The following is a 26,833-nucleotide window of genomic DNA, read 5'->3' on the forward strand; positions in this document are numbered from 1 at the left end:
GCACGTGAGCGCCGCTCATTACAGCGCCGACAGTTGCTCCATTGGCCAGCGCGCCTGCACGCTGATCGCCAGGCTTTCCTGCTGACCGGCCTGCAAACGCTGGCAGCCGGCAAACGCGATCATCGCGCCGTTATCGGTGCAAAACTCGGGACGGGCATAAAACACATCGCCCTTCATGTCGCCGAGCATTTTCTCCAGCGACACACGCAGGGCCTTGTTGGCACTGACGCCGCCGGCGATCACCAGACGCTTCATGCCGGCCTGCTTCAGGGCCCGCTTGCACTTGATGGTCAAAGTCTCCACCACGGCCTGCTGGAACGCCAGCGCGATGTCGCAACGGGCTTGCTCGCTGTCGTCCCCGGCGCTGACGCATTGCTGCCAGGTGTTGAGAGCGAAGGTCTTCAGGCCGCTGAAGCTGAAATCCAGGCCCGGGCGATCACACATCGGACGCGGGAAGGTGAAACGTCCTGTGACGCCCTTCTCTGCGAGCTTGGCGATTTCCGGTCCGCCCGGATAATTCAGGCCCATCATTTTGGCAGTCTTGTCGAAAGCTTCGCCCGCCGCATCGTCCAGCGTCTCGCCGAGCAGGCTGTATTGGCCGATGCCATCGACCTGAACCAGCTGCGTATGACCACCGGAGACCAACAAAGCGACGAACGGGAACTCTGGCGGTTTTGGCTCCAGCATCGGCGCCAGCAGGTGGCCTTCCATATGGTGCACGCCGAGCGCCGGAATGCCCCAGGCAAACGCCAGCGCCTGGGCGCAGGAAGCCCCCACCAGCAGCGCCCCGACCAGGCCGGGACCCGCGGTGTAGGCGATGGCGTCGATCTCGGTCGGTACGCAGTCAGCCTCGGCCAGCACCTGACGAATCAGGGGCAGCATGCGCTTGACGTGATCGCGCGAGGCGAGCTCCGGCACCACGCCGCCATAGACGCGGTGCAGGTCGATCTGGCTGAACAGCGCGTCGGCCAGCAGACCGCGCTCACTGTCGTACAAAGCGACGCCGGTTTCGTCGCAGGAAGTTTCTAATCCCAGTACTAGCATGGGTTTGCGCCTTGTTTAGGCTGAATTCGAAGGCGCGCATAATAGTCGCCGCGTGATGCCCCGACCAGCGGTTTTCGATCAGAGGCTTTGCATTCCGAGCGATGAGGGGTTAACATCCGCAACCCTTAAAAACCGACGTCTTCAAGTGCTCTTTTGCCGCGAGGATGTTGACCCCGGTAATGAATGAAGGTAGCTCTGGATGCCAGCCGTCAAAGTTAAAGAGAACGAACCCTTCGACGTAGCTCTGCGTCGTTTCAAGCGCTCCTGCGAAAAAGCCGGTGTACTGGCTGAAGTTCGTAGCCGCGAATTTTACGAGAAGCCAACTTCTGAGCGTAAGCGCAAGGCAGCTGCTGCTGTTAAGCGTCACGCCAAGAAAGTTCAGCGCGAACAGCGCCGCGCCGTTCGTCTGTACTAATACACAGACGATCGTAGCAAGCTTCTGCCAAGCCCGGCCCTCAGCCGGGCTAATGGCATTTGCGTAAAACGCTTGATGCTTCACCGTCGAAGCCGCAGATGCGACCGAGACAAACCCGCTTCACCGCGTCAGGCCTGGCTCTTTTGCCAGCGGTGCACGTCTTTTCTGACGAGCCTTTCAAGGCTACTGACGAGCACACCCACTGATTCCTCTTACGACGATCAGCCCAAGGCACCTGCTTGCGTGCCCGCTTCATGAGCTATCCGAGGCCGATTACCAGCCGTCAGCGGATTCAGCGCAACATTTTCGAATAGTCGAAGACTGATGATTACTAACGTCAGTGGATTTTCGGCAGATACACTTCCCGACAGCGATTACGCAAACGACACCGGTCGAGCCGCCCCACGTGCGCGCATCACTCATTGACCCGCGTCTGGCCGCCTTTCGCATCGGATCCATTACAGCGCAGACGAGAACGCCATGGCCGGGCTGATTCCCCAGAGCTTCATTGACGACCTTCTGAACCGCACCGACATCGTCGACGTGGTCAGCTCGCGCGTGCAATTGAAGAAGGCCGGCAAAAACTACACCGCCTGCTGCCCGTTCCATAAAGAGAAAACCCCGTCGTTCAGCGTCAGCCCCGACAAACAGTTCTATTACTGTTTCGGCTGCGGCGCCGGCGGCAACGCCCTCGGTTTTCTCATGGATCACGATAACCTGGACTTCCCTCAGGCCGTCGAAGACCTCGCCAAAGCCGCCGGCATGGAAGTCCCACGGGAAGAAGGCGGTCGCACGAACAAACCGCGCCAGCCGACCGACTCGCCACTTTATCCACTGCTCACCGCCGCCGCCGACTTTTATCGACAGGCGCTCAAGAGCCATCCGGCACGCAAGGCGGCAGTGGATTACCTCAAGGGGCGCGGCCTGACCGGCGAAATCGCCCGGGACTTCGGCCTCGGATTCGCCCCACCGGGTTGGGACAACCTGTTCAAACACTTGAGCAGCGACACCTTGCAGCAGAAAGCCATGATCGATGCCGGCCTGCTGATCGAAAACGCCGAAACCGGCAAACGCTACGACCGCTTTCGCGATCGCGTGATGTTCCCGATCCGCGACACCCGCGGGCGGATCATCGCTTTCGGCGGCCGAGTGCTCGGCGACGACAAGCCAAAGTACCTGAACTCGCCGGAAACCCCCGTGTTCCATAAAGGCCAGGAACTCTACGGCCTCTACGAAGCACGCAAGAACAATCGCAACCTCGACGAAATCATCGTCGTCGAGGGCTATATGGACGTCATCGCCCTGGCCCAGCAAGGCCTGCGCAATGCCGTCGCGACATTGGGCACCGCCACCAGCGAAGAACACCTCAAGCGCCTGTTTCGCGTCGTGCCGAACGTACTGTTTTGCTTTGACGGCGACCAGGCTGGCCGCAATGCCGCGTGGCGCGCACTGGAAGCCACACTGCCCTGCCTGCAGGACGGGCGCCGTGCACGCTTTCTGTTTCTGCCTGAAGGCGAAGACCCGGATACGTTGATTCGCGCCGAGGGCACTGACGCCTTCCGCGCCCGGATCAATCAGCACGCACAGCCGCTGGCGGACTACTTCTTCCAGCAACTGACCGAAGAAGCCGACCCGCGCTCGCTGGAGGGCAAGGCCCACATGGCCACGCTCGCAGCACCGCTGATCGACAAGGTCCCTGGCGCCAACCTGCGCATCCTGATGCGTCAGCGCCTGAGCGAGATCACCGGCCTGAGCAGTGAAAGCGTCAGCCAACTGGCCCAGAGCGCGCCGCAGGAAGCACCGCCGGCCTACGACCCGGGCATCGACTATGACGCCATGCCGGACTACAGCGACTACCATCAGCCGCAGGCACAGGACATGTATGTGCCGCAGCAGGAATGGACGCCGAAGAAACCCGGTGCCGGCGGCAAGAAATGGGACAAGAAACCGTGGGACAAGAATGGCAAGCGTGGCGGCGATCGCGACCAGCCCCGTGCCCCACGCGTGCCGGCCGCCGTCGAACCACCGACCCTGGCCGCCCTGAGAACCTTGCTGCATCACCCGCAACTGGCGGAGAAAGTCGAGGACGCCGGGCACTTCGCGGACGAGACCCAGACCAACGCACAACTGCTGGTGGCACTGCTCGAAGCCGTACAGAAGAATCCCAAGCTAAACTCATTTCAGTTGATCGCGCGATGGCACGGAACCGAACAGGGCCGCTTGCTAAAGGCGCTGGCGGAAAAGGAATGGCTGATTGACGGAGACAACCTTGAACAACAGTTTTTCGACACCATTACTAGCTTGTCAGCCCGCCAACGCGAGCGAAATCTGGAACAACTGCTCAGGAAAGCGCGTCAAAGCGAACTGAGCGCCGAAGAGAAAAATCAACTGCGCGACCTTTTAAGTCGCAATGTTTCCGCATCAAACCCGACCTCAACTGGCGCGTGAGGTCATAGCTCAGGTATAATCCTCGGCTTGTTTTTTGCCCGCCAAGACCTTCAGTGGATAGGGTGTTATGTCCGGAAAAGCGCAACAGCAGTCTCGTATTATTGAGTTGATCAAACTGGGTCGTGAGCAGAAGTATCTGACTTACGCCGAGGTCAACGACCACCTGCCCGAGGATATTTCAGATCCGGAGCAGGTGGAAGACATCATCCGCATGATTAACGACATGGGGATCCCCGTACACGAGAGTGCTCCGGATGCGGACGCCCTTATGCTGGCCGACGCCGATACCGACGAGGCCGCTGCGGAAGAAGCAGCCGCTGCGTTGGCGGCGGTGGAGACCGATATCGGTCGCACCACCGACCCGGTGCGCATGTACATGCGTGAAATGGGTACGGTCGAGCTTCTGACTCGTGAAGGCGAAATCGAAATCGCCAAACGCATCGAGGAAGGCATCCGTGAAGTGATGAGCGCCATCGCGCACTTCCCTGGCACGGTTGACCATATTCTCTCCGAGTACACTCGCGTCACTACCGAGGGTGGTCGCCTGTCCGACGTTCTGAGCGGTTACATCGACCCGGACGACGGCATTGCGCCGCCTGCCGCCGAAGTGCCGCCGCCGATCGACGCGAAAGCGGCGAAAGCCGAAGAATCCGACGACGATGACGACGCCGAAGCTTCCGATGACGAAGAAGAAGCCGAAAGCGGTCCGGATCCGGTCATTGCCGCACAGCGCTTCGGTGCTGTCGCCGACCAGATGGAAATCACCCGCAAGGCCCTGAAAAAGCACGGTCGTCACAACAAGGCGGCAATTGCCGAACTGTTGGCCCTGGCCGAGCTGTTCATGCCGATCAAACTGGTGCCGAAGCAATTCGAAGCCCTGGTCGAGCGTGTTCGCAGTGCCCTGGATCGTCTGCGTCAGCAAGAGCGCGCGATCATGCAACTCTGCGTACGTGATGCACGTATGCCTCGCGCCGACTTCCTGCGCCAGTTCCCGGGCAACGAAGTCGACGAAAGCTGGTCCGACGCCCTGGCCAAAGGCAAGAGCAAGTACGCCGAAGCCATTGCTCGCGTGCAACCGGACATCATCCGTTGCCAGCAGAAGCTGACCGCGCTGGAAACCGAGACCGGTTTGACCATCGCCGAGATCAAGGACATCAACCGTCGCATGTCGATCGGTGAGGCAAAAGCCCGCCGCGCGAAGAAAGAAATGGTTGAAGCGAACTTGCGTCTGGTGATCTCCATCGCCAAGAAGTACACCAACCGCGGCCTGCAATTCCTCGATCTGATCCAGGAAGGCAACATCGGTCTGATGAAAGCGGTGGACAAGTTCGAATACCGTCGTGGTTACAAGTTCTCGACTTATGCCACCTGGTGGATCCGTCAGGCGATCACTCGCTCGATCGCCGACCAGGCCCGCACCATCCGTATTCCGGTGCACATGATCGAGACGATCAACAAGCTCAACCGCATTTCCCGCCAGATGCTGCAGGAAATGGGTCGCGAACCGACCCCGGAAGAGCTGGGTGAACGCATGGAAATGCCTGAGGACAAGATCCGCAAGGTATTGAAGATCGCCAAAGAGCCGATCTCCATGGAAACCCCGATCGGTGATGACGAAGACTCCCATCTGGGTGACTTCATCGAAGACTCGACCATGCAGTCGCCAATCGATGTCGCCACTGTTGAGAGCCTGAAAGAAGCGACCCGCGAAGTACTGTCCGGCCTTACTGCCCGTGAAGCCAAGGTACTGCGCATGCGTTTCGGTATCGACATGAACACCGACCATACGCTCGAAGAAGTCGGCAAACAGTTTGACGTGACCCGCGAGCGGATCCGTCAGATCGAAGCCAAGGCGCTGCGCAAGCTTCGCCACCCGACGCGAAGCGAGCATCTGCGCTCCTTCCTCGACGAGTGATACCAGAACCCCCGGCCCAGGCCGGGGGTTTTGTTTATAGGGCAGATTAAATACTCAGCTCCGCCCTCCCCCGCGCACAGCCCGTCTACACTCGAAACATTCCCCCGAGCCATAACGAGACCGTTATGCCCAGACTGGCGTCCGTGCTTTTTTTGCTGCCACTGATGATCTGGACCGCAACGGCTGACGCGCTGACTCTGAACGATGAAGAACGTAGCTGGCTGGCGGCTCACCCGGACCTGCGCCTGGGTGTCGATGCATCGTGGCCACCCTTCGAGTTCCGCGACGACCAGAATCGCTATCAGGGCCTGGCGGCGGACTATATCGATGTGATTCGCCAACGCCTGGCGATCAAACTCACGCCCATTGAGCCGGTGAGCTGGACCGTAGTGCTCGAACAGGCGAAAAACGGCAAGATCGACCTGTTGCCGGGCATCATGTCCACCCCGGAACGCCAGAGCTACCTGTCGTTCACCCGCCCTTATCTCGACTTTCCGATCGTCATCCTCGCCCACGTCGGCGGCCCACAACCGCGCAAGCTCGAGGAGCTTTACGGCCTGAAAATCGCCGTGGTGGAAAACTACGCGCCCCACGAACTGCTGCGCACCCATCATCCCGACCTGAACCTGGTGGCGATGCCCAACGTCAGCTCTGCGCTGCAGGCCCTGGCCACCGATGAAGTGGACGCCGTGGTCGGCGATCTGGCCTCCAGCGTCTGGAGCCTGCGCCAGCTCAAACTGGATGGATTGTATGTCAGCGGCGAAACCCCTTATCGCTACCAACTGGCGATGGGCGTCCCTCGGGACAACAAAATGCTGGTGGGGATTCTGGACAAGGTGCTTGCCGATATGTCCCCGGAGGAAATCAGCAGCATTCAGGAACATTGGGTGGGCAACGTCCTCGATCACCGGACATTCTGGTCCGATCTGCTGGTTTACGGTGTACCGGGGCTCTCGCTTCTGGTCATCGTGCTGGCGGTGGTGATCCGCATCAACCGCCGCCTCAGTTCGGAAATCGCCCGGCGTATCGACCTCGAACAGGAACTGCGCAGTAGCGAATACCACTATCGCGGACTGGTGGAGAGTCTTTCGGCCATCGCCTGGGAAGCGCGGATCAGTGACTTCACCTACAGCTATGTTTCGCCCCACGCCGAAGATCTGCTCGGTTATCCGCTGTCTCACTGGCTGATTCCGGGCTTCTGGCGCAATATCATTCACCCGGCGGATCTGACCCGCGCCCAGAGCTTCTGCGATCACGAAGTCTTGGCTGGACGCGACCACAGCCTCGATTACCGGGTGATCACCGCTGACGGCCGCTGCCTGTGGGTGCGCGACATCGTCAGCCTGATCGAACATGGCCATGAACCGGTGATGCGCGGTCTGATGATCGACATCAGCGAAACCAAACGCACTGAAGAGGCGTTGCGCCTGTCGGAACAGAAGTTCGCGTCGGTATTCCAGCAATGCCCGGACATCCTGGTCATTGCACGGCTCTCCGACGGCTGCCTGCTGGAGGTCAACGAAGCCTTTGAGGAGCAGATCGGGCTCAAGGCCGAAGAAGTCATCGGCCAGACCGCCACCGAACTCAACATCTGGGGCATTCCCGGTGTTGGTCCCGGCCTGCTTCAGCGACTGCAGGCCGGCAGCATTCGCAACCTGGAGATGCCCTTTCGCCGCAACAATGGTCAGGTGTTCACCGGGCTGATTTCCGCAGAACCCTTCGAGCTCGACACCACACCGGCGCTGGTCGTGGTGGTGCGCGACATCACCCAGCTCAAGGAAACCCAGCAGCAACTGCAAACCTCCGAAGAAAAGTTCGCCAAGGCTTTCCACGCCTCGCCGGACGGTCTGCTGCTGTCGCGCCAGAGCGATGGCCTGCTGCTGGAGGTCAACGAAGGTTTCAGTCGCATCACCGGTTTCAACAGCGCCATGTCGGTGGATCGCTCGGCGCTGGACCTGGGCATCTGGGTCAACCTCAACGAACGCAAGCAAATGCTCGATCTGCTGCACCGCGACGGGTTCGTTCGCGACTTCAGCTGCCACATCCGCCGCAGCGACGGCCAGATCCGGCTCTGCGAGGTCTCCAGCCGTCCACTGCCGATCGGCGACGAAGACTGCATGCTGACCATCGCCCGGGACATCACCGAACGCCACTTGATGCAGGAAAAACTGCAGCAGGCTGCAACCGTGTTCGAGAGCACTGCCGAAGGCGTGCTGATCACCGACACCCAGCAACATATCAGTGCCGTGAACCGCGCCTTCACCGAAATCACCGGTTACAGCGAAAGCGAAGCGCTGGGTCACACTCCGCGCCTGCTGGCCTCCGGACTGCACGACAGCGCGTTTTACGCGGCGATGTGGCATCAATTGACCGACGAAGGCCACTGGCAGGGCGAAATCTCCAACCGGCGCAAGAACGGTGAGCTCTACCCAAGCTGGCTGACCATCAGCGCCGTGCGCAACCGCGACAAGTTCATCACCCACTTCGTCGCGGTGTTCGCCGATATCTCCAGCCTGAAGCACGCCCAGGCCAAACTCGACTACCAGGCCCATCACGACCCGCTCACCGGCCTGCCAAACCGCACGCTGTTCGAAAGCCGCCTGTTGATGGCACTCAACAGTCAGCAGGAAAACGGCGGCCAGGGCGCGGTGTTGTTCCTCGACCTCGACCGTTTCAAGCACATCAACGACAGCCTCGGTCACCCGGTCGGCGATTTGCTGCTCAAGGGCATCGCCGTACGCCTCAAGGAGCAACTGCGAGACATCGACACCGTCGCGCGGCTGGGGGGCGACGAATTCATCATTCTGCTGCCCGGCCTGCAGCAACCCGGCGATGCCGACAACATCGCCACCAAACTTCTGAACTGCTTTGGCGCGCCGTTCCAGGCCGGCGAGCATGAGTTCTTCATCAGCGCCAGCATCGGCACCAGCCTTTACCCGCGCGACGGCTGCGATGTCGCGACCCTGATCAAGAACGCAGACGCGGCGATGTACCGCTCCAAGGCCAAGGGCCGCAACCGGGTCGAAAGCTACACCCGCGACCTCACCGCCCAGGCCAGCGAACGCGTAGCACTGGAACACGAACTTCGCCGGGCCATCGAGCGCGAGGAGTTGTACCTTTATTACCAGCCGAAAATCAGCCTCGACGATCACAATCTGGTCGGCGCCGAAGCCCTGATCCGCTGGCGCCACCCGAACTTCGGCGAAGTGCCGCCAGAGCATTTCATTCCGCTGGCAGAAGAGAACGGCATGATTCTGCAAATCGGCGACTGGGTGCTGGAAACCGCGTGCCGGCAAATGTTCGAGTGGGGCCAGATCTATGAATCCCTCGGCCCGCTGTCGGTGAACCTCGCCGGCGCACAACTGCGCCAACCCAACCTGCTGGGACGCATCGAGCAACTGCTCAAGGACAACCGCCTGCAACCGGAATTACTGCAACTGGAAATTACCGAAAACTTCATCATGAGCCAGGCTGAAGAGGCGCTGGCAGTGCTGCACCAGCTCAAACACCTCGGCGTGCAACTGGCCATTGATGACTTCGGCACCGGTTATTCCTCGCTGAGTTACCTCAAGCGCCTGCCGCTGGACATCCTCAAGATCGACCAGTCTTTCGTGCGCGGCCTGCCCGATGACCCGCACGACGCGGCGATTGTCCGCGCCATCATCGCCCTGGGCCGCAGCATGCAATTCACAGTAATTGCCGAAGGCGTGGAAACCCAGGCCCAACAACAGTTCCTCGCCGCCGAAGGCTGCGAACAGATCCAGGGCTACATCGTCAGCCTGCCGCTGCCACCAGAAGAGTTCGCCGCGACGTTTCTTCGTATAGCCGTATCAGATTTTTCGGATAGCACAGCCGAGAAACCGTCGCTATAATCCGCGGCCTACTGAGGGCCTATAGCTCAGTTGGTTAGAGCAGAGGACTCATAATCCTTTGGTCCACGGTTCAAGTCCGTGTGGGCCCACCAAACATGAAAAAGCCGCGCATTCGCGCGGCTTTTTCGTTTCTGCCATTCCGGCCCGGGGGCAGTCGTTCCATCTCCCTCAAAACATGCGACTTCCGAAAGCGTGAACAAGGCTTGCCTCGTGCCTGTTTAAATCGACAACTAACCATTTCGTTACACTTTTGTCCTGGCACCCAAAGCCGAGGCACATCTGATGATTCGAAAAAGGAATTTTTATGGTTGATGTCACTCGCCGCTCACTCATGGGAATCGCCGCAGCACTCCCCCTGCTCGCGCAGTCATCCTGGGGACAGGCGCAACGTCAGGATGTACCGGCACCGGTACCCGGCGATGAGGTACTGATCAATTTCAACGAGAGCCCCTGGGGACCGGCACTCACCGCCCGACAGGCGATGCAGGAAGGCATTGCACTGTGCGGGCGTTATCCCTACAAGATCCAGTACCGACTCAACGCTCTATTTGCCCGCCAACAAGGCATACCGGAGGAGTATGTTCAGACCTTCTGCGGCTCCAAAATGGCCTTGCAGCATGCGGTTCACGCCTTCACTCGACGGGGCAGCCTGGTCGTCGCGTCGCCCTCTTATGAAGACCCTGTCGAGGCGGCGCGTGGCAGCCAGGTCGCGGTCCACGAAATAGCGCTGAATCCTGATCACGCCCATGATCTGCCACGCATGTTGGCGGCCGACCCGCAGGCGGGACTGATCTACGTCTGCAATCCGAATAATCCGACCGGTACGGTGACGCCCCACGCAGATATCCTGCTCGCGCTGGCGAACAAGCCAAAGGGAACGATTCTGTTGGTGGACGAGGCCTATATCGACTTCTCGAATGCGCCAACCTGCATCCCGTTGGTCAAGGACCATCCCGAACTGATGGTGCTGCGAACCTTCTCGAAAATCTATGGCATGGCGGGCGCTCGCCTGGGTATCGCGATAGCCAACCCGACCCTGCTGGAGCAACTGGAGGTGTTCGGCAACTATAACGTGCCGGCGGCTCCGTCACTTTTGGGCGGCATAGCCAGTCTCGAGGACACGCAGTTGCTGCCACAACGCAAGCACACCAACACGAAGCTGCGTGACGAGACGATCAGCTGGCTGGCCGCTCGTGGTTTTCGCTGCACGGTGTCGCAGGCCAACTGCTTCATGGTCGACGTGAAACGTCCTGCCACGGAGGTGGTGCAGGCGTTGGCCGATCGCCGGGTAAAAGTAGGCCGGGTATGGAAAGAGTGGCCGACCTGGATTCGGGTCAGCGTTGGCACGGAAGACGACATGCGACGGTTTCGCGAGGCATTTGCCAGCGTCTGATATCAAGACAGTTCCTATGGAAAACCGCGCGAGTGTCGCCCACAAGCTTACCGCCGGCCGAGCCTGTAACATGCGCAGCCAAAGATCCGCGCCCATGGAGACGCCCCTTGTCCGACATCCGCCCACCCGTGCTCGATGAAATCGACCGCCAGTTGATCGCTGCCCTGCAAATCAACGCCCGCGAAAGCGTGGCGATGCTGGCGCGGCAATTGGGGATCGCCCGCACCACCGTGACTTCGCGATTGGCGCGACTGGAAAAGGCCAAGGTCATCACCGGGTATGGTGTGCGTCTGGGTCAGCGCGTGGTGGACGGCGGATTGCAGGCTTACGTCGGGATCAAAGTGCAGCCACGCTCCGGCAAAGAGGTGCTGCGCCGGTTGAGCGCGATGGCCCAGGTACAGCAATTGTGCGCGGTGAGTGGTGAATTTGATTACGTAGCCTGGCTGCGAACCGATTCCCCGGAGCAGCTCGATCAGCTTCTGGATCAGATCGGCAGCGTAGACGGCGTGGAGAAGACCACAACTTCGATCATCCTCAGCAGCAAGATTGATCGCGGGCATCCAGTTTGATCACTACTTTCGTCATATTGCAGCACTAACGTTCAAAACGACGACACATTGCGTCTTATTAACGTGTTCTACGCTCCCTAGAATGGCTGGCATCTTTTCCTATACTCAGACGCGCATCCAGCGTCGGGTCGCCAGCAAGGTCAGCCATGAACAAGAACAATCGCCATCCTGCAGACGGTAAGAAACCCGTCACCATTTTCGGCCCGGACTTTCCTTTCGCCTTCGACGACTGGATCGAACACCCGGCCGGTCTGGGCAGCATTCCCGAGCATAACCACGGGGCCGAAGTGGCCATCGTCGGTGCCGGCATCGCCGGTCTGGTGGCGGCTTATGAGCTGATGAAGCTCGGCTTGAAACCGGTCGTGTATGAGGCCTCGAAGCTTGGTGGACGCCTGCGTTCGCAAGCGTTCAACGGTACCGACGGCATCGTCGCCGAGCTCGGCGGCATGCGCTTCCCGGTGTCCTCCACCGCGTTCTATCACTACGTCGACAAACTCGGCCTCGAGACCAAGCCCTTCCCCAACCCGCTGACGCCGGCCTCCGGCAGCACCGTGATCGACCTGGAAGGCAAAACCCATTACGCACAGAGCCTGAAGGATCTTCCTGCACTGTTCCAGGAAGTGGCTGACGCTTGGGCCGACGCTTTGGAGGCCGGCTCGCAGTTCGCCGATATCCAGCAAGCGATCCGCGACCGCGACGTGCCACGCCTCAAGGAACTGTGGAACACCCTCGTACCGCTATGGGACGACCGCACGTTCTACGATTTCGTTGCCACATCGAAAGCCTTCGCCAAACTGTCGTTCCATCACCGTGAAGTGTTCGGTCAGGTCGGTTTCGGTACCGGCGGCTGGGACTCGGACTTCCCCAACTCGATGCTGGAAATCTTCCGTGTGGTGATGACCAACTGCGACGATCACCAGCATCTGGTGGTCGGCGGTGTGGAACAAGTGCCGCAAGGCATCTGGCGTCATGCGCCGGAACGCTGCGTACACTGGCCGCAAGGCACCAGCCTGAAATCGCTGCACCACGGCGCCCCGCGCTCCGGGGTGAAGAAAATCGCCCACGCGCCTGACGGACGCTTCGCAGTCACCGACAACAACGGCGACACCCGCGAATACGCGGCCGTACTGACCACCTGCCAGAGCTGGCTGCTGACCACTCAGATCGAATGCGACGAAAGCCTGTTCTCGCAAAAGATGTGGATGGCACTGGACCGCACGCGCTACATGCAATCGTCGAAGACCTTCGTGATGGTCGACCGCCCGTTCTGGAAGGACAAGGACCCGGAAACCGGCCGCGACCTGATGAGCATGACCCTCACCGATCGCCTGACCCGTGGCACCTACCTGTTCGATAACGGCGACGACAAGCCTGGCGTGATCTGCCTGTCGTACTCGTGGATGAGCGATGCGCTCAAGATGCTCCCGCACCCGGTGGAAAAACGCGTGAAACTGGCGCTGGATGCGCTGAAGAAGATCTACCCGAAGGTCGACATCGCCGCGCGGATCATCGGCGATCCGATCACCGTGTCCTGGGAAGCCGACCCGCACTTCCTTGGCGCGTTCAAGGGCGCCCTGCCCGGCCACTATCGCTACAACCAGCGCATGTACGCGCACTTCATGCAGGACGACATGCCGCCGGAGCAGCGCGGGATTTTCATCGCCGGTGACGACGTGTCGTGGACGCCGGCCTGGGTTGAAGGCGCGGTGCAAACGTCGCTCAACGCGGTGTGGGGAATCATGAAGCACTTCGGCGGGTCCACACATAAAGAGAACCCCGGCCCGGGCGATGTGTTCAAAGACATCGGCCCGATCGCCCTGCCCGAGTAAGAGGAATCCCCGATGCGTGTAGCCCTTTACCAATGTCCACCGCTGCCACTGGAACCCGCCGCCAACCTTCAGCGCCTGCATCAACTGGCGATGGAGGCCAAAGGCGCCGATCTGCTGGTGGTGCCGGAGATGTTCTTGACCGGCTACAACATCGGCAAGGAGGCAGTCGCGACATTGGCCGAGGTCTACAACGGTGAGTGGGCGCAGCAAGTCGGACGTATCGCCAAGGCTGCCGGCCTGGCGATTCTTTACGGTTACCCTGAGCGCACCGCCGAAGGACAGATCTACAACGCCGTGCAGTTGATCGACTCAAACGGCGAGCGCCTGTGCAATTACCGCAAGACGCATCTGTTCGGCGATCTGGATCGTTCGATGTTCAGCGCCGGCGATGGCGAGTTTCCCATCGTCGAGCTCAACGGCTGGAAGCTCGGGTTCCTGATCTGCTACGACCTGGAGTTCCCGGAAAACGCCCGGCGCCTGGCCCTTGAAGGTGCCGAACTGATTCTGGTGCCGACAGCGAACATGATTCCTTTCGATTTCATTGCCGACGTCTCCGTGCGCTCCCGGGCTTTCGAAAACCAGTGCTACGTGGCGTACGCCAACTACTGCGGCCACGAGGGCGACATCCATTACTGCGGGCAAAGCAGCATCGCCGCGCCGGATGGCAGCCGCATCGCCCAGGCAGGATTGGATGAAGCACTGATCGTCGGTGAGCTGGATCGCCAGTTGATGGTCGACTCCCGTAGCGCCAACCGTTACTTCAACGACCGCCGTCCCGAACTTTACGACGCGCTCAACAAGCGCTAATCCGCTAGCATTGGCACTTCACTGTTCTGGAAGTGCCCATGCCTGCGCCGACTCACCCCCGCCCCCACACCGAAACCCTGGCCAACGGCTTGCGCGTGACCCTGCGTCACGTGCCCGGCCTGAAACGCAGCGCCGCTGCGTTGCGAGTGGCGGCCGGCAGTCATGACGTGCCGTTGGCATGGCCGGGGCTGGCGCACTTCCTTGAGCATCTGCTGTTTCTCGGCACCGAGCGATTTCCTGCACAGCAAGGGCTGATGGCCTACGTGCAAGGTCACGGCGGCCAGGTGAATGCCAGCACCCGCGAGCGCACCACCGATTTCTTCTTTGAATTGCCGCCAGCGTCGTTCAGCGCTGGGCTGGAGCGTCTGTCAGACATGCTCGCCCATCCGCGTATGAATCCGGACGATCAGTTGCGGGAACGGGAAGTGTTGCAGGCGGAGTTTGTCGCGTGGACGCAGGATGCTGCGGCTCAGCAGAAAGAAGCGCTGTTCGAAGGGTTGTCAGCGGAACATCCGTTGCGCGGTTTCCACGCCGGAAACCGCGACAGCCTGCCGGTGGAGCAAGCGGACTTTAAACAGGCATTGAAAGACTTCCATCAGCAGTTCTACCGCACCGGGCAAATGACCCTGAGCCTGGTCGGGCCGCAGAGTGTTAAAGAGCTGCGCACGCTGGCCGAACAGTTTGCCGCCACGCTGACGCCTGGGGATAAAACTGCACAGGCAGCTGCCGTACGCTTGATGGGCAACGCTGAGGAGAGTTATCAACAGGCCGGCGAGCATCGCGGCAATCTGCTGTTTGCGTTGGAGGAGTTACCGGAGTCGTCAGCCGAAGCGCTGGCGTTTCTCTGCCACTGGTTGAACAGCGCCAAACCCGGTGGCTTGCTCGCCCATTTGCAGCAGCAGGGTCTGGCGGAAGGTTTGCAGGCCTGTGTCCTGTATCAGTTTGCCGAGCAAGCTTTGCTGCACCTTCAATTCACGACGCCATCCGGTCCACTCGACGCCATCCGCGCACAGTTTCTCGACTGGTTGAGCTTCTTCGCAGCCCAGCAGGACTGGCCGACTTTGCGGGAGGAATATTCGGCACAGTTTCAGCGTCAGCAGCAGGTCAGCGGCGCGCTGCAACGGGCGCGACTCGACAGCGAACAACTCGAGAGCGGCCTGTCCGACGCGGCCGTTACGGCGCTCAAAGTAATTCTCGGCAAAATCGGCACTGTGGATAACTTCAGCAGTCACTGGCATCTGCCCGCTGCCAACCCGCTTCTGCGCGCAGCCGAGCCGCTGGCCAACGCCGGTCTGATCCGCGGCCAGACCAGCGCCCACCGAGGCCTGCGCACATTCGCTCAGGATCGCTCGCGCAGCCGCCGCGAACGCTCGCCGATGCAATTCAGCCAGGCGCTGCCGGATAACGGCGACGAAGGCGCGGTGTATGTGCGCTGGCAGACGGAAGCGGCGGCCACGGCCGAGCTGCAAGCGAAACTGCAACGCAGCCTGCGGGAAGTGTCTGACGACGCGCGTCAGGCCGGGGTGGAGTTGTCCTTCAGCACTACGGGTAATCAGTGGCTGCTGAAATTGACCGGCCTGCAGGACACGCTGCCCGTAGTGCTGGAACATGCGCTGAAATATCTGACGCAGGTCGATGCCGACTCGCCAAGCGGTGAGCCGCCAGTGCCGTCGATGCTGATCCGTCAATTGCTCAAGGCATGGCCCGAGCGTTGCCTGCCCGTGGTTGCGCAATCCGATGATGCCAAGCAGCTGTGGACAACTTCCCGTTGGGATGGTCTGGCGCTGGGTCTCGATGCCCATACCCAATCGGCCATGGGACTGGCCCTGAGCCGCATTCCCGGCAAGCCATCCAATGAATTACCAACCCTGCCGGCATTCCACGCACAACATCGCTGGGATCAGTTCGACACCGCCTCCAGCGAACACGCATTACTACTGTTCTGCCCGACCGCCAGACCGGACATTCCCAGCGAAGCCGCGTGGCGCTTCCTTGCGCGCTTGTGTCACACGCCGTTCTATCAGCGGCTACGAGGTGAATTGCAACTGGGATACGCGGTGTTCAGTGCTTTCAGACAGGTACACGGTCAAGGTGGATGGCAGTTCGGCGTGCAATCGCCGACCGCCACTCCCGCGCAACTGCTCGATCACGTTCAACAGTTCATCGAAGGCATCCCCGCGCTGGTCGAAAACATTGATGATGCCTTCCTCGTCGAGCAGCGCCAGATCCTCGCCGTACACCTGGATGCCGGCATCCTGTCCGGCAAGGAGGCTGCCGAACTTCTGTGGCAGGCAAAACTCGCCGGCCACTCGTCGGATTACCTGATTCAACTGAGCAATGCCATAAGTCAGCTTGACCGCGAGGCATTGCTGGCCGCCGCACACTGTTTAATCCGCGCCGAAGGCGGCTGGCACGTCCTGGCCAACAGCCCTTCGCCCGGCGCGCCCTGGCAAGCGGCAAATTGATCATTACCGGGGCTGCAAGGAGCTTTCTCAAAGATTCACGGGCAAACCCCCTGAAATTTTGAGTAACATAGCCACCTAACTATTTGGAACATCCCTGCGCTGCCGTGGACTATACCTATGGATAGCGCTATCCCACCCACCTGAAAAAGGAGTCACCCGATGGCCTGGACCAAACCTGCTTACACCGACCTGCGCATCGGCTTCGAAGTCACCATGTACTTCGCCAGCCGCTGAGTCCTGCCTCAAGCAGAACATTGCAGTGCAACGCCTCGGCTCGCCGGGGCGTTTTATTTTCAGCGTTGAAATGATGGAGCGTTCATGTTCGTCCAGATTCTGGGTTCGGCCGCCGGTGGCGGTTTTCCGCAGTGGAACTGCAACTGCGTCAACTGCGCAGGCTTTCGCGACGGCAGCCTGAATGCCCAGGCCCGTACCCAATCGTCCATCGCGATTTCCGATGACGGCGTGAACTGGGTGCTGTGCAATGCCTCGCCGGACATCCGCGCGCAGCTTCAGAGCTTCGCCCCGATGCAGCCGGCCCGTGCCCTGCGTGATACCGGCATCAGCGCGATCATTCTGATGGACAGCCAGATCGACCACACCACCGGTCTGCTCAGCCTGCGCGAAGGCTGCCCGCATCAGGTCTGGTGCACGGACATGGTCCACGAAGACCTGAGCACCGGTTTCCCGCTGTTTACCATGCTCAAGCACTGGAACAGCGGGCTGGACTGGAACCGCATCGAACTCGACCAGAGCTTCACCGTCGCCGCGTGCCCGAACCTGCGCTTCACCCCGCTGCCTCTGCGCAGCGCCGCACCGCCTTACTCGCCGCACCGCTTCGACCCGCACCCGGGCGACAACATCGGCCTGATCGTCGAAGACCTCAGCACCGGCGGCAAACTGTTCTATGCGCCAGGCCTGGGCAAGGTCGATGCGCCGTTGCTGGAAATCATGGCCGGCAGCGACTGCGTGCTGGTGGACGGGACGATGTGGGATGACGATGAAATGCAGCGTCGTGGCGTCGGCACACGCACCGGCCGCGAAATGGGCCACCTGGCGCAGAACGGCCCCGGCGGCATGCTCGAAGTGCTGGAACAGCTTCCCGAGCAGCGCAAGGTGCTTATCCACATCAACAACACCAATCCGATTCTCGATGAGGACTCGCCGGAGCGCGCGGAGCTGGTGCGGCGCAATGTTGAAGTGGCGTATGACGGCATGAGCATCGTCCTGTAACGAATGGCCCGGAGAACCGCAATGACCGACACCCCGCTGTCCCCCGCCGAATTCGAAGCGGCCCTGCGCGCCAAGGGCGCCTATTACCACATTCATCACCCGTATCACGTGGCGATGTATGAAGGCCGGGCCACCCGCGAGCAGATTCAGGGCTGGGTCGCCAACCGTTTCTACTATCAGGTGAACATTCCCCTGAAAGACGCGGCGATCCTCGCCAATTGCCCGGATCGCGAGATCCGCCGCGAATGGATTCAGCGCCTGCTCGACCACGACGGCGCGCCCGGTGAGGACGGCGGCATCGAAGCCTGGCTGCGTCTGGGCCAGGCCGTCGGTCTCGATCCGGATCAATTGCGTTCCCAGGAACTGGTGCTGCCCGGCGTGCGTTTCGCCGTCGATGCCTACGTCAACTTCGCCCGCCGCGCCAGTTGGCAGGAAGCTGCCAGCAGCTCTTTGACCGAACTGTTCGCGCCGCAGATCCACCAGTCGCGTCTCGACAGCTGGCCGCAGCATTACCCGTGGATCGACCCGGCCGGCTACGAATATTTCCGCACCCGTCTCGGTCAGGCCCGCCGCGATGTCGAGCATGGTCTGGCGATTACGCTGGAGCACTACAGGACCCGCGAAGGTCAGGAGCGCATGCTGGAAATTCTCCAGTTCAAACTGGACATTCTTTGGAGCATGCTCGATGCCATGAGCATGGCTTACGAACTGAACCGCCCGCCGTATCACAGCGTCACCGATCAACGGGTCTGGCATAAAGGAATCGCCTTATGAGTTTCGACCGCAGCAAGACCCCGACCTGGCGTCCCGGCTACCGTTTCCAGTACGAACCGGCCCAGAAAGGCCACGTGCTGCTGTACCCGGAAGGCATGATCAAGCTCAATGAAAGTGCCGCGCTGATCGGCGGCCTGATCGACGGTGAGCGGGACGTCGCGGCAATCATTGCCGAACTCGACAAACAGTTTCCCGGCGTGCCCGAGCTCGGTGACGACATCGAGCAATTCATGGAGGTTGCCCGTGCGCAACACTGGATCGAACTTGCCTGAGTCATCGGTGCAAGTCCCGGCCAAACCGGAAGTCGGCCTGCCGCTTTGGCTGCTCGCCGAGCTGACCTACCGTTGCCCGCTGCAATGCCCGTACTGCTCCAATCCGCTGGATTTCGCCGAGCAGGGCAAAGAACTGAGCACCGAGCAGTGGATCAAGGTGTTCCGCGAAGCGCGGGAGATGGGCGCAGCGCAATTGGGCTTCTCAGGTGGCGAACCGCTGGTACGCCAGGACCTTGCCGAGCTGATCCACGAAGCGCGCCAGTTGGGTTTCTACACCAACCTGATCACCTCCGGCATCGGCCTGACCGAGCAGAAGATCAGCGACTTCAAGAAGGCTGGCCTCGACCACATCCAGATCAGTTTCCAGGCCAGCGACGAGCAAGTGAATAACCTGCTCGCCGGCTCGAAAAAGGCCTTCGCGCAGAAACTGGAAATGGCCCGCGCCGTGAAGGCGCACGGCTATCCGATGGTGCTGAACTTCGTCACCCATCGGCATAACATCGACAAGATCGACCGCATCATCGAGCTGTGCATTGCGCTGGAGGCCGACTTCGTCGAACTCGCCACCTGCCAGTTCTACGGTTGGGCGCAGCTCAATCGTGTCGGTCTGTTGCCGACCAAAGAGCAACTGATCCGCGCCGAACGCATCACTAACGAATACCGCGCCAAGCTGGAAGCCGAAGGGCATCCGTGCAAGCTGATTTTCGTCACCCCGGACTATTACGAAGAACGCCCGAAAGCCTGCATGAATGGCTGGGGCAGTCTGTTTCTGACAGTCACACCGGACGGCACCGCCCTGCCCTGTCATGGCGCCCGACAGCTGCCGGTACAATTTCCCAATGTGCGCGACCACAGCATGCAGCACATCTGGTACGACTCGTTCGGCTTCAACCGCTTTCGCGGTTATGACTGGATGCCCGAGCCGTGCCGCTCCTGCGACGAGAAAGAGCAGGACTTCGGCGGCTGCCGCTGCCAGGCCTTCATGCTCACCGGCGATGCCAGCAATGCCGACCCGGTGTGCAGCAAGTCAGAACATCACGGCGTGATTCTCAAGGCCCGCGAAGAAGCCGAGCACGCCACCCAGACCATCGAACAACTGGCCTTTCGCAATGAACGAAACTCGCGCCTCATCGCCAAAGGCTGAGCCTTTCAGCGCTACCGCCGCGGTTGCCGCCGGCGTGGACTTCGCCGAATTGCAGCTCGGCGCCCAGGGTTTGTTCTGGAATGAATATCGCCCGACAGACGCCGCATGCCGGATCTGGCACTGGCGCGATGGTACGGCGAAATGTCTGACACCCGCGGGTTTCAGCGTGCGCAGCCGGGTGTACGAATATGGCGGTGGGGCGTTTTGCCTGACGCCTGACGGGGTGGTTTTTGTCAACGAGGCGGATCAGCAGCTGTATCGCCAGACGCTGGATGGCGAGCCCGTGGCATTGACGTCTGGCGAGTGTCGTTATGGCGATCTGAACTACGCCGACGGGCAGGTGCTGGCCGTTGAAGAGAACGGTGATCGCCATCGGCTGGTGGCTATCGATCTGGCGAATGGCGACCGCCAAATGCTGGTTGAAGGGGCGGATTTTTACGCGTCGCCGATCATCAGTCCGGACGGCCAGCGCCTGGCGTGGATCGAGTGGAGCCGTCCGCATCAGCCGTGGACTTCCACCCGACTGATGATCGCCGAGCGCTCGTCCAATGGATTTTCCGCCCCGCGTTGTGTGGCGGGTGAAGCGTTTGAAGAGTCGGTCCAGCAACCGCGATTCAATGCCAATGGCCGACTGGGCTGTCTGACCGATCGTGCTGGTTATTGGCAACCGTGGGTCGAGTCGGCAAACGGCTTGCAACCGTTAGCCAGCGCCGAAGCCGATCACGCTCCAGCCCCATGGCAACTTGGCGGCTGCACCTGGCTGCCCACCGACGAAGGTTTTTTGGCGAGCTGGAGCGAAGGCGGTTTCGGTCGTCTGGCGCTCAACGGCGAAGACTTCACCGGCGACTACAGCCGCTTCCGTCATCTGGCTGTCGATGATCAGTTCATTTACTGCATTGCCGCCTCACCGATCAGCCCTTCAGCGGTGATCGCCATTGATCGCAAATCGCGTGAAGTGAATGTCCTGGCCGGCGGTGTCGCACCGCTGCCCGCCGAGCGCATCAGCCGCCCGCAAACCCTGCGCTACCCCAGCGGTTCGGGTGAAGCACACGGATTCTTTTACCCGGCCACGAATGGCGATGCGAAACCGCCGCTGGTGGTGTTCATCCACGGTGGCCCGACGTCGGCCTGCTACCCGATGCTCGACCCGCGCATTCAGTACTGGACACAACGCGGGTTCGCCGTCGCCGATCTCAACTACCGAGGCAGCAGCGGCTATGGCCGAGAGTATCGACAGGCCCTGCATCTGAGTTGGGGAGTGGTGGATGTAGAGGATGCTTGCGCAGTGGTGGCCTATCTGGCCGAACGCGGCATGATCGATGGCGACCGTGCGTTTGTCCGTGGCGGCAGCGCCGGCGGTTACACGACGCTGTGCGCACTGGCGTTCCATCAGGTATTCCGCGCTGGCGCCAGTCTGTACGGTGTCAGCGACCCGGTGGCCCTAGCCCGTGCTACGCACAAGTTCGAAGGCGATTACCTGGACTGGCTGATCGGCGATCCAGAGAAGGACGCCGAACGCTACGCCGCCCGCACGCCGTTGCTGCACGCAGGCAACATCCGCGTACCGGTGATTTTCTTTCAGGGTGAACTGGACGCCGTCGTCGTGCCGCAACAGACCCGCGACATGGTCGCGGCTCTGGAGCAAAACGGCATTGAGGTCGCAGCGCATTACTACGCCGACGAACGCCACGGCTTCCGCCGGGCCGCCAACCAGGCCCATGCGCTGGAGCAGGAATGGCGGTTCTACCGGCGAGTGATGGGTTTGACGGACTGAGACTCAGCGCTTGGCGATGATGTACACCGCGTGCACGATCCCCGGGATGTAACCGCACAACGTCAGCAGAATGTTCAGCCAGAACGCGCCGCCGAACCCGACCTGCAGAAACACACCCAGTGGCGGCAACAGAATGGCGATGATGATGCGGATAAAGTCCATGGGGCAGCTCCTGATTGGGGGTTGGCTCACCTGAGCCATACAAGCTAATCGACCTGTGCCGTTTGTCAGGGTTCAGTGCAAACCGCAATCTCGCCATCTGATTGCCATTACCCGGCCACAAAAAAACGCCCCACGCCAAAAGAATCAGGCGTGGGGCGTGCGTTATACCGCGAGACGGTTCTTGAATTCGGGTGGGAAATTTCAGCTCAGACGGCAATCCCTTTGCGGCATTGCAGCTGCGCGGTGCGTACCCGGGAGAAGGCGCGGGCCAGACGCAGGAGCATTTCGTCGATGTTGGCCTGGCTGACGTTGAGCGCCGGGGTGAAGCGCAGGCAGCTGGCTTGCGGGGCGTTGAGCAGCAAACCTTCGTGAAGTGCGGCTTTGACGACGGCCTCGGCGGAGTCTTCCGACAGGGTCAGTCCCCAGAACAGCCCTTGCCCGCGCAACTCGCCATGTTCATAACGATGGGCCAGACGGGCGAGCCCTTCGCGCAGATGCTGGCCGTTGTCCCGGATCTGTTCGAGGAAGGCGCGGTCCTGCACGCTGTCGAGCACCACCAGGCCAGCGGCGGTCATCAGTGCGTTGCCATGATGCGTACCGCCCAATTCCCCAGGTTCGAAACAGCAGGCCTTGCCTCGCGCCAGCAGCGCCGCCAGTGGAACACCGCCGCCGAGGCCTTTGCCGAGCACGACGATATCGGCGCGCACTCCGTAGGACTGTTCGGCGAGCAAGGTGCCGCAGCGGCCGATGCCGGTTTGAACTTCGTCGAGAATCAGCAGAATCCCCAGCTCACGGCACAGACGTTCGACACCCTTGAGGTAATGCTCGGTCGCCGGGATTACTCCGGCATCGCTCTGGATCGGTTCGAGCATGATCGCCACGGTTTGTGCGTCGACCGCTGCATGCAATGCCGGCAGGTCATTGAACGGCACCAGATCGAAACCCGGCAGCAGCGGCGCGAAGCGGTTGTGCAGGTTGCAACTGTCCGACGCCGAAATCGTCGCCAGACTACGTCCGTGACAGCCTTGTCTGGCGACAATGATCCGCGAAGCGCCACCGCGATGCAGTTGACCCCATTTGCGCGCCAGTTTGATCGCTGCTTCACAGGCCTCACTGCCGCTGTTGAGCAGGTACGCCTGATCGCTGGCAGTGCTGGAACACAGGCGCTCGGCGAGGCTGAGCATGCCGCGGTTGTGCAGATTGAAGCCGGGATTGATCAGGGCCTGGGCCTGGCTGGCGATGGCCTTGACCAGCGCCGAAGGGCTGTGGCCAAGGCTGTTGGCGCCGCCGGCCTGGGAAAAGTCCAGGTAGGCGCGGTCATTGCTGTCCCATAGCCAGGAGCCCTGGCCGCGAACGAATACCTGCTGCGGGCGCTCGACGCTGGGCATCAGACGTTCGGCATTCAGGCCATCAGCGACGTTCGATTCTTGGGTTTCAAAAACCAGGTCATCGAGGCTCGGCGTCTGGCGCCGCAAACTGAACAGATTCATTGAAAAAAACCTCGATCGAGGTTTTTTGAACTGCCTATGCAAACACTTTCATAACAAACGCTGGTCATTGCGCTTTCCGGCCCTGTAAGCCTTGTGAATGCGGTTAGACTAGGCCGGTTCACGGCGTCGAGCCATTTCGATTTCCCAGCATTTTCGATAAGTATTACTTATGGATTTCAAACAACTGCGTTATTTCGTCGCGGTCTACGAAGAAGGTCATGTCGGACGCGCCGCCGAGCGCCTGTCGATCTCTCAACCCGCGCTGTCCCAGCAGATCCGCCAGCTGGAACAGAACCTCGACGTCACCCTGTTCGAACGCAGCAGCAAACGCCTGTTGCCGACCCTCGCCGCCCACACCTTGTACAACCACGCCCTGCCGCTGCTCGACGGCATGCAGCGGGCGCGCGAGGCGCTGGGCAACTTCAAGGGTCAGGCACTGCGCACATTGGCGATTGGTGTACTGCAAACCGTGCACACCAGCCTGGTGCCGCAGATGCTTGAGCGGGTGCGCAAGGCCCAGCCGCATCTGGTAGTGCAAATTTATGAACTGACGGGGCTTGAGATCGAGCGGCGACTGCTCAACGGCTCGCTGGATATCGGCATCAGCTATTTGCCGCCACGTCAGCCGGGGCTGCACGGCGTAATGCTGTACGAAGATGAACTGACGCTGGTCATCCCGGCGGATCATCCGCTGCGGGAATTCAAGAAAGTCTCGATGAGTCAGGCGGCCGAATTGCCGATGTTGCTATTGGGCGAAGAATTTCAGATCCGTCAGATCTGGCAGGCGCAATTGGCCAGCCTCGGACGACGCCCGCAAGTGCAGGCCGAATTGAACAATATGGTCGGGATTCTAGACAGCCTGCCGCATACGCGTCTGGCGACGGTGCTACCCGGTCGTTCGCAAAAGGAGTACGACGATCAGGATCTGTTGTGGAAACCGTTGAGTGAGCCGCGTGTACCGTTGAAGGTCGGGCTGGTGTGTCGCGATGTGCAGCGCCAGCAGGCGCCATTGGCCTTGCTGCGAACGTTGCTGGAAGAGGTGATGCAGCGTGAGGACAAACCGCTGAAAGGTGCACCACCGCTGGACGCGCTGAGCTGAAAACTTTTCTGCGGGCATAAGAAAACCCCGCCGAAGCGGGGCTTTGCAGACTGTTTCCCTGACATCCATTTCACTCCGCCACCCTGGCAGAATCCTACGTGTCCGTGTTGTTGCTTTGCGCTTCCTGCGCGACGTCCATGGAAAGTAGATTAGCTCTGGATCCAATCTACGCCTATGGGAGAACAGCAGCACGTCATGTAAGAGATCGCTTACATGACGTTACATCATCAGAACTGCGCAGCGTCCAGCAGGAACAGCGACTCGCTACCAGCCTTGACCGACGCGCTCAGCGAGTGAATCCGCGGCAGCACACGGGCGAAATAGAACCGCGCCGTGCCGAGTTTGCTCGCGTAGAAATCGTCCTGCGCTTCTTTGCCCAGCGATGCCTTGGCCATCAGCGCCCACATGTACGCGTAAGCGGTGTAGCCGAACGCTTGCAGATACTCGACCGATGCCGCGCCGATTTCGTTCGGGTTGGTTTTCGCCCGGTCCAGCAACCACGAGGTCAGCTCGTCGAGGGTGTCGACGGCGTCATTCAGCGGCTTGGTGAACTCGCCCAGATCGGCACTGGCGGTCGCGGTGAAATGGCGGATCTCGTCGGCGAACAGCTTGTAGAACGCGCCGCCGCTGCCGACGATCTTGCGCCCCACCAGGTCCAGCGCCTGAATGCCGTTAGTGCCTTCATAGATCTGGGTGATGCGCACATCCCGCACCAGTTGCTCCTGGCCCCACTCGCGGATGTAGCCGTGGCCGCCGAAGATCTGCTGACCATGGACGGTGGTTTCCAGACCCAAATCGGTCAGGAAGGCCTTGGCCACTGGCGTCAGCAAGGCAACCAGATCTTCCGCACGCTTGCGGGTGGCGGCGTCTTCGCTGAACTTGGCGGTATCGAGTTGCATCGCCACGTAGGTGGAGAACGCACGGCCGCCTTCGTTCGAGGCTTTCATGGTCAGCAGCATGCGACGCACGTCCGGGTGGACGATGATCGGGTCGGCCACCTTGTCTTTGTTCTGCGCGCCGGTCGGCGAACGGCTCTGCAGGCGGTCGCGGGCGTATTCGATGGCGTTCTGGTACGAGCGCTCGCCGGTGGCCAGGCCCTGGATGCCGACGCCCAGACGCTCGTAGTTCATCATGGTGAACATCGCCGCCAGGCCCTTGTTCGGCTCGCCGACCAGATAACCCACCGCTTCGTCGAAGTTCATCACACAGGTGGCCGAGGCCTGGATGCCCATCTTGTGTTCGATCGAACCGCAATTCGCAGGGTTGCGTGCGCCCAGGCTGCCATCGGCATTGACCATGAACTTCGGCACCAGGAACAGCGAAATGCCCTTCGGCCCAGCCGGTGCGTCAGGCAGCTTGGCCAGCACCAGGTGAATGATGTTTTCGGTCAGGTCATGCTCACCACCGGTGATGAAGATCTTGGTGCCGCTGACCTTGTAGGAACCGTCGGCCTGAGGCTCGGCCTTGGTGCGAATGATGCCCAGGTCGGTGCCGGCGTGCGGCTCGGTCAGGCACATGGAACCGGCCCAGACACCGGCGTACATGTTCGGCAGGTAAGCGGCTTTCAGTTCTTCGCTGGCGTGAGCGTTGATCGACAGGCAGGCGCCGGCGGTCAGCATCGGATACAGACCGAAGGCCAGGCTGGCGGAGTTGACCATTTCTTCGACCTGGGCCGATACGGCTTTTGGCATGCCCATGCCGCCGTAAGCCGGATCACCGCCAACACCGACCCAGCCGCCTTCGGCGTAAGTCTGATAGGCCTGTGGGAAACCAGCCGGCGTGGTGACGGCACCGTCGGCCCAGTGGCAGCCTTCTTCATCGGCGGCACGGCTCAGGGGCGCGATGCTTTTGCTGGTGACTTTGCCGGCTTCTTCGAGAATGGCTTCGACGGTTTCCGCGTCCACGGTCTCAGCCAGCGCCGGCAGTTCGGCCCAGAGTTTGGCGACTTCGAACACTTCATTGAGGACGAAGCGCATATCGCGCAGCGGCGCTTTGTAGTCAGCCATGGCAAACCTCGCAAAGATCTAAACAGGTGATTCGTGGAAGGGTGTTTTCGTTGAGCTGGAGTGTAACCCAACAACTTTTGCGACACATAGGGTCAGGCAGTGACTGTTTTGTTATTTTTAGTCAC

General features: G+C 60.7%; 20 protein-coding genes and 1 tRNA gene. 17 read left to right on the plus strand and 4 right to left on the minus strand.

Annotation, left to right across the window (positions count from 1 at the left end; all coding sequences use genetic code 11):
• Window positions 1–18: 18 nt before the first annotated feature.
• On the minus strand, window positions 19–1,044 hold the full coding sequence (tsaD, locus tag K3819_RS26470; RefSeq protein ID WP_221398211.1) for a tRNA (adenosine(37)-N6)-threonylcarbamoyltransferase complex transferase subunit TsaD: 1,026 nt from the start codon (window positions 1,042–1,044) through the stop codon (window positions 19–21).
• Between the two features lie 199 nt (window positions 1,045–1,243).
• Between tsaD and rpsU the strand changes: the two genes are divergently transcribed.
• The 16 genes from rpsU (at window position 1,244) to K3819_RS26550 (ending at window position 21,951) form a co-directional block, all read left to right on the plus strand.
• A complete protein-coding gene (gene rpsU / locus K3819_RS26475) occupies window positions 1,244–1,459 on the plus strand; it encodes a 30S ribosomal protein S21 (RefSeq protein WP_002551877.1) in 216 nt (71 codons plus the stop codon).
• Between the two features lie 480 nt (window positions 1,460–1,939).
• Window positions 1,940–3,907, plus strand: a complete 1,968-nt coding sequence (dnaG, locus tag K3819_RS26480; RefSeq protein ID WP_085612938.1) for a DNA primase — start codon at window positions 1,940–1,942, stop codon at window positions 3,905–3,907.
• 67 nt (window positions 3,908–3,974) lie between these two features.
• Window positions 3,975–5,822 (plus strand): RNA polymerase sigma factor RpoD, encoded by a 1,848-nt coding sequence (gene rpoD, locus K3819_RS26485; RefSeq protein ID WP_039768067.1) that lies wholly within the window; start codon window positions 3,975–3,977, stop codon window positions 5,820–5,822.
• Window positions 5,823–5,947: 125 nt separating this feature from the next.
• Window positions 5,948–9,694 (plus strand): bifunctional diguanylate cyclase/phosphodiesterase, encoded by a 3,747-nt coding sequence (locus K3819_RS26490; protein WP_221398212.1) that lies wholly within the window; start codon window positions 5,948–5,950, stop codon window positions 9,692–9,694.
• Window positions 9,695–9,709: 15 nt separating this feature from the next.
• Window positions 9,710–9,786, plus strand: a tRNA-Ile gene (locus tag K3819_RS26495).
• 212 nt (window positions 9,787–9,998) lie between these two features.
• Window positions 9,999–11,087 (plus strand): pyridoxal phosphate-dependent aminotransferase, encoded by a 1,089-nt coding sequence (locus K3819_RS26500; protein ID WP_085612940.1) that lies wholly within the window; start codon window positions 9,999–10,001, stop codon window positions 11,085–11,087.
• A gap of 107 nt (window positions 11,088–11,194) precedes the next feature.
• A complete protein-coding gene (locus tag K3819_RS26505; protein ID WP_064599860.1) occupies window positions 11,195–11,656 on the plus strand; it encodes an Lrp/AsnC family transcriptional regulator in 462 nt (153 codons plus the stop codon).
• Between the two features lie 146 nt (window positions 11,657–11,802).
• Entirely contained in the window at window positions 11,803–13,485 is a 1,683-nt protein-coding gene (locus K3819_RS26510) for an NAD(P)/FAD-dependent oxidoreductase (protein WP_064599862.1), read from the plus strand.
• 12 nt (window positions 13,486–13,497) lie between these two features.
• A complete protein-coding gene (locus K3819_RS26515; RefSeq protein WP_085646887.1) occupies window positions 13,498–14,292 on the plus strand; it encodes a carbon-nitrogen hydrolase family protein in 795 nt (264 codons plus the stop codon).
• 38 nt (window positions 14,293–14,330) lie between these two features.
• Entirely contained in the window at window positions 14,331–16,757 is a 2,427-nt protein-coding gene (pqqF, locus tag K3819_RS26520; protein WP_221398213.1) for a pyrroloquinoline quinone biosynthesis protein PqqF, read from the plus strand.
• A gap of 159 nt (window positions 16,758–16,916) precedes the next feature.
• Window positions 16,917–16,991, plus strand: coding sequence for a pyrroloquinoline quinone precursor peptide PqqA (gene pqqA, locus K3819_RS26525; protein WP_003444522.1), 75 nt, complete (start codon window positions 16,917–16,919; stop codon window positions 16,989–16,991).
• A gap of 84 nt (window positions 16,992–17,075) precedes the next feature.
• A complete protein-coding gene (gene pqqB, locus K3819_RS26530) occupies window positions 17,076–17,987 on the plus strand; it encodes a pyrroloquinoline quinone biosynthesis protein PqqB (RefSeq protein ID WP_221398214.1) in 912 nt (303 codons plus the stop codon).
• A 21-nt stretch (window positions 17,988–18,008) separates the two neighbouring features.
• The gene (gene pqqC / locus K3819_RS26535; RefSeq protein ID WP_064599869.1) at window positions 18,009–18,761 is read left to right on the plus strand and encodes a pyrroloquinoline-quinone synthase PqqC; all 753 of its coding nucleotides are present in this window, start codon (window positions 18,009–18,011) and stop codon (window positions 18,759–18,761) included.
• On the plus strand, window positions 18,758–19,033 hold the full coding sequence (gene pqqD, locus K3819_RS26540; RefSeq protein ID WP_095195887.1) for a pyrroloquinoline quinone biosynthesis peptide chaperone PqqD: 276 nt from the start codon (window positions 18,758–18,760) through the stop codon (window positions 19,031–19,033). Before pqqC ends, pqqD begins: the two co-directional genes overlap by 4 nt.
• A complete protein-coding gene (pqqE, locus tag K3819_RS26545; protein WP_221398215.1) occupies window positions 19,005–20,177 on the plus strand; it encodes a pyrroloquinoline quinone biosynthesis protein PqqE in 1,173 nt (390 codons plus the stop codon). Before pqqD ends, pqqE begins: the two co-directional genes overlap by 29 nt.
• Window positions 20,143–21,951 (plus strand): S9 family peptidase, encoded by a 1,809-nt coding sequence (locus K3819_RS26550; RefSeq protein WP_221398216.1) that lies wholly within the window; start codon window positions 20,143–20,145, stop codon window positions 21,949–21,951. The genes pqqE and K3819_RS26550 overlap by 35 nt, the downstream gene beginning before the upstream one ends.
• Before the next feature lie 3 nt (window positions 21,952–21,954).
• On the opposite strand, the gene K3819_RS26555 is transcribed toward K3819_RS26550, so the two are convergent.
• Together K3819_RS26555 and K3819_RS26560 are read right to left on the minus strand one after the other, a co-directional pair.
• Window positions 21,955–22,113, minus strand: coding sequence for a YqaE/Pmp3 family membrane protein (locus tag K3819_RS26555; protein ID WP_003228885.1), 159 nt, complete (start codon window positions 22,111–22,113; stop codon window positions 21,955–21,957).
• Window positions 22,114–22,319: 206 nt separating this feature from the next.
• Window positions 22,320–23,603: an aspartate aminotransferase family protein gene (locus K3819_RS26560; protein WP_221398217.1), complete on the minus strand. Its 1,284-nt coding sequence runs from the start codon at window positions 23,601–23,603 to the stop codon at window positions 22,320–22,322.
• Between the two features lie 169 nt (window positions 23,604–23,772).
• Between K3819_RS26560 and K3819_RS26565 the strand changes: the two genes are divergently transcribed.
• A complete protein-coding gene (locus tag K3819_RS26565) occupies window positions 23,773–24,702 on the plus strand; it encodes a LysR family transcriptional regulator (RefSeq protein WP_085612948.1) in 930 nt (309 codons plus the stop codon).
• A gap of 227 nt (window positions 24,703–24,929) precedes the next feature.
• Here the strand turns inward: K3819_RS26565 and K3819_RS26570 are convergent, their stop codons facing one another.
• The gene (locus tag K3819_RS26570; RefSeq protein WP_221398218.1) at window positions 24,930–26,708 is read right to left on the minus strand and encodes an acyl-CoA dehydrogenase C-terminal domain-containing protein; all 1,779 of its coding nucleotides are present in this window, start codon (window positions 26,706–26,708) and stop codon (window positions 24,930–24,932) included.
• Between the last annotated feature and the right edge of the window lie 125 nt (window positions 26,709–26,833).

The organism is Pseudomonas sp. 3-2 (genome assembly GCF_019710535.1).
GTDB lineage: Bacteria > Pseudomonadota > Gammaproteobacteria > Pseudomonadales > Pseudomonadaceae > Aquipseudomonas > Aquipseudomonas pharyngis.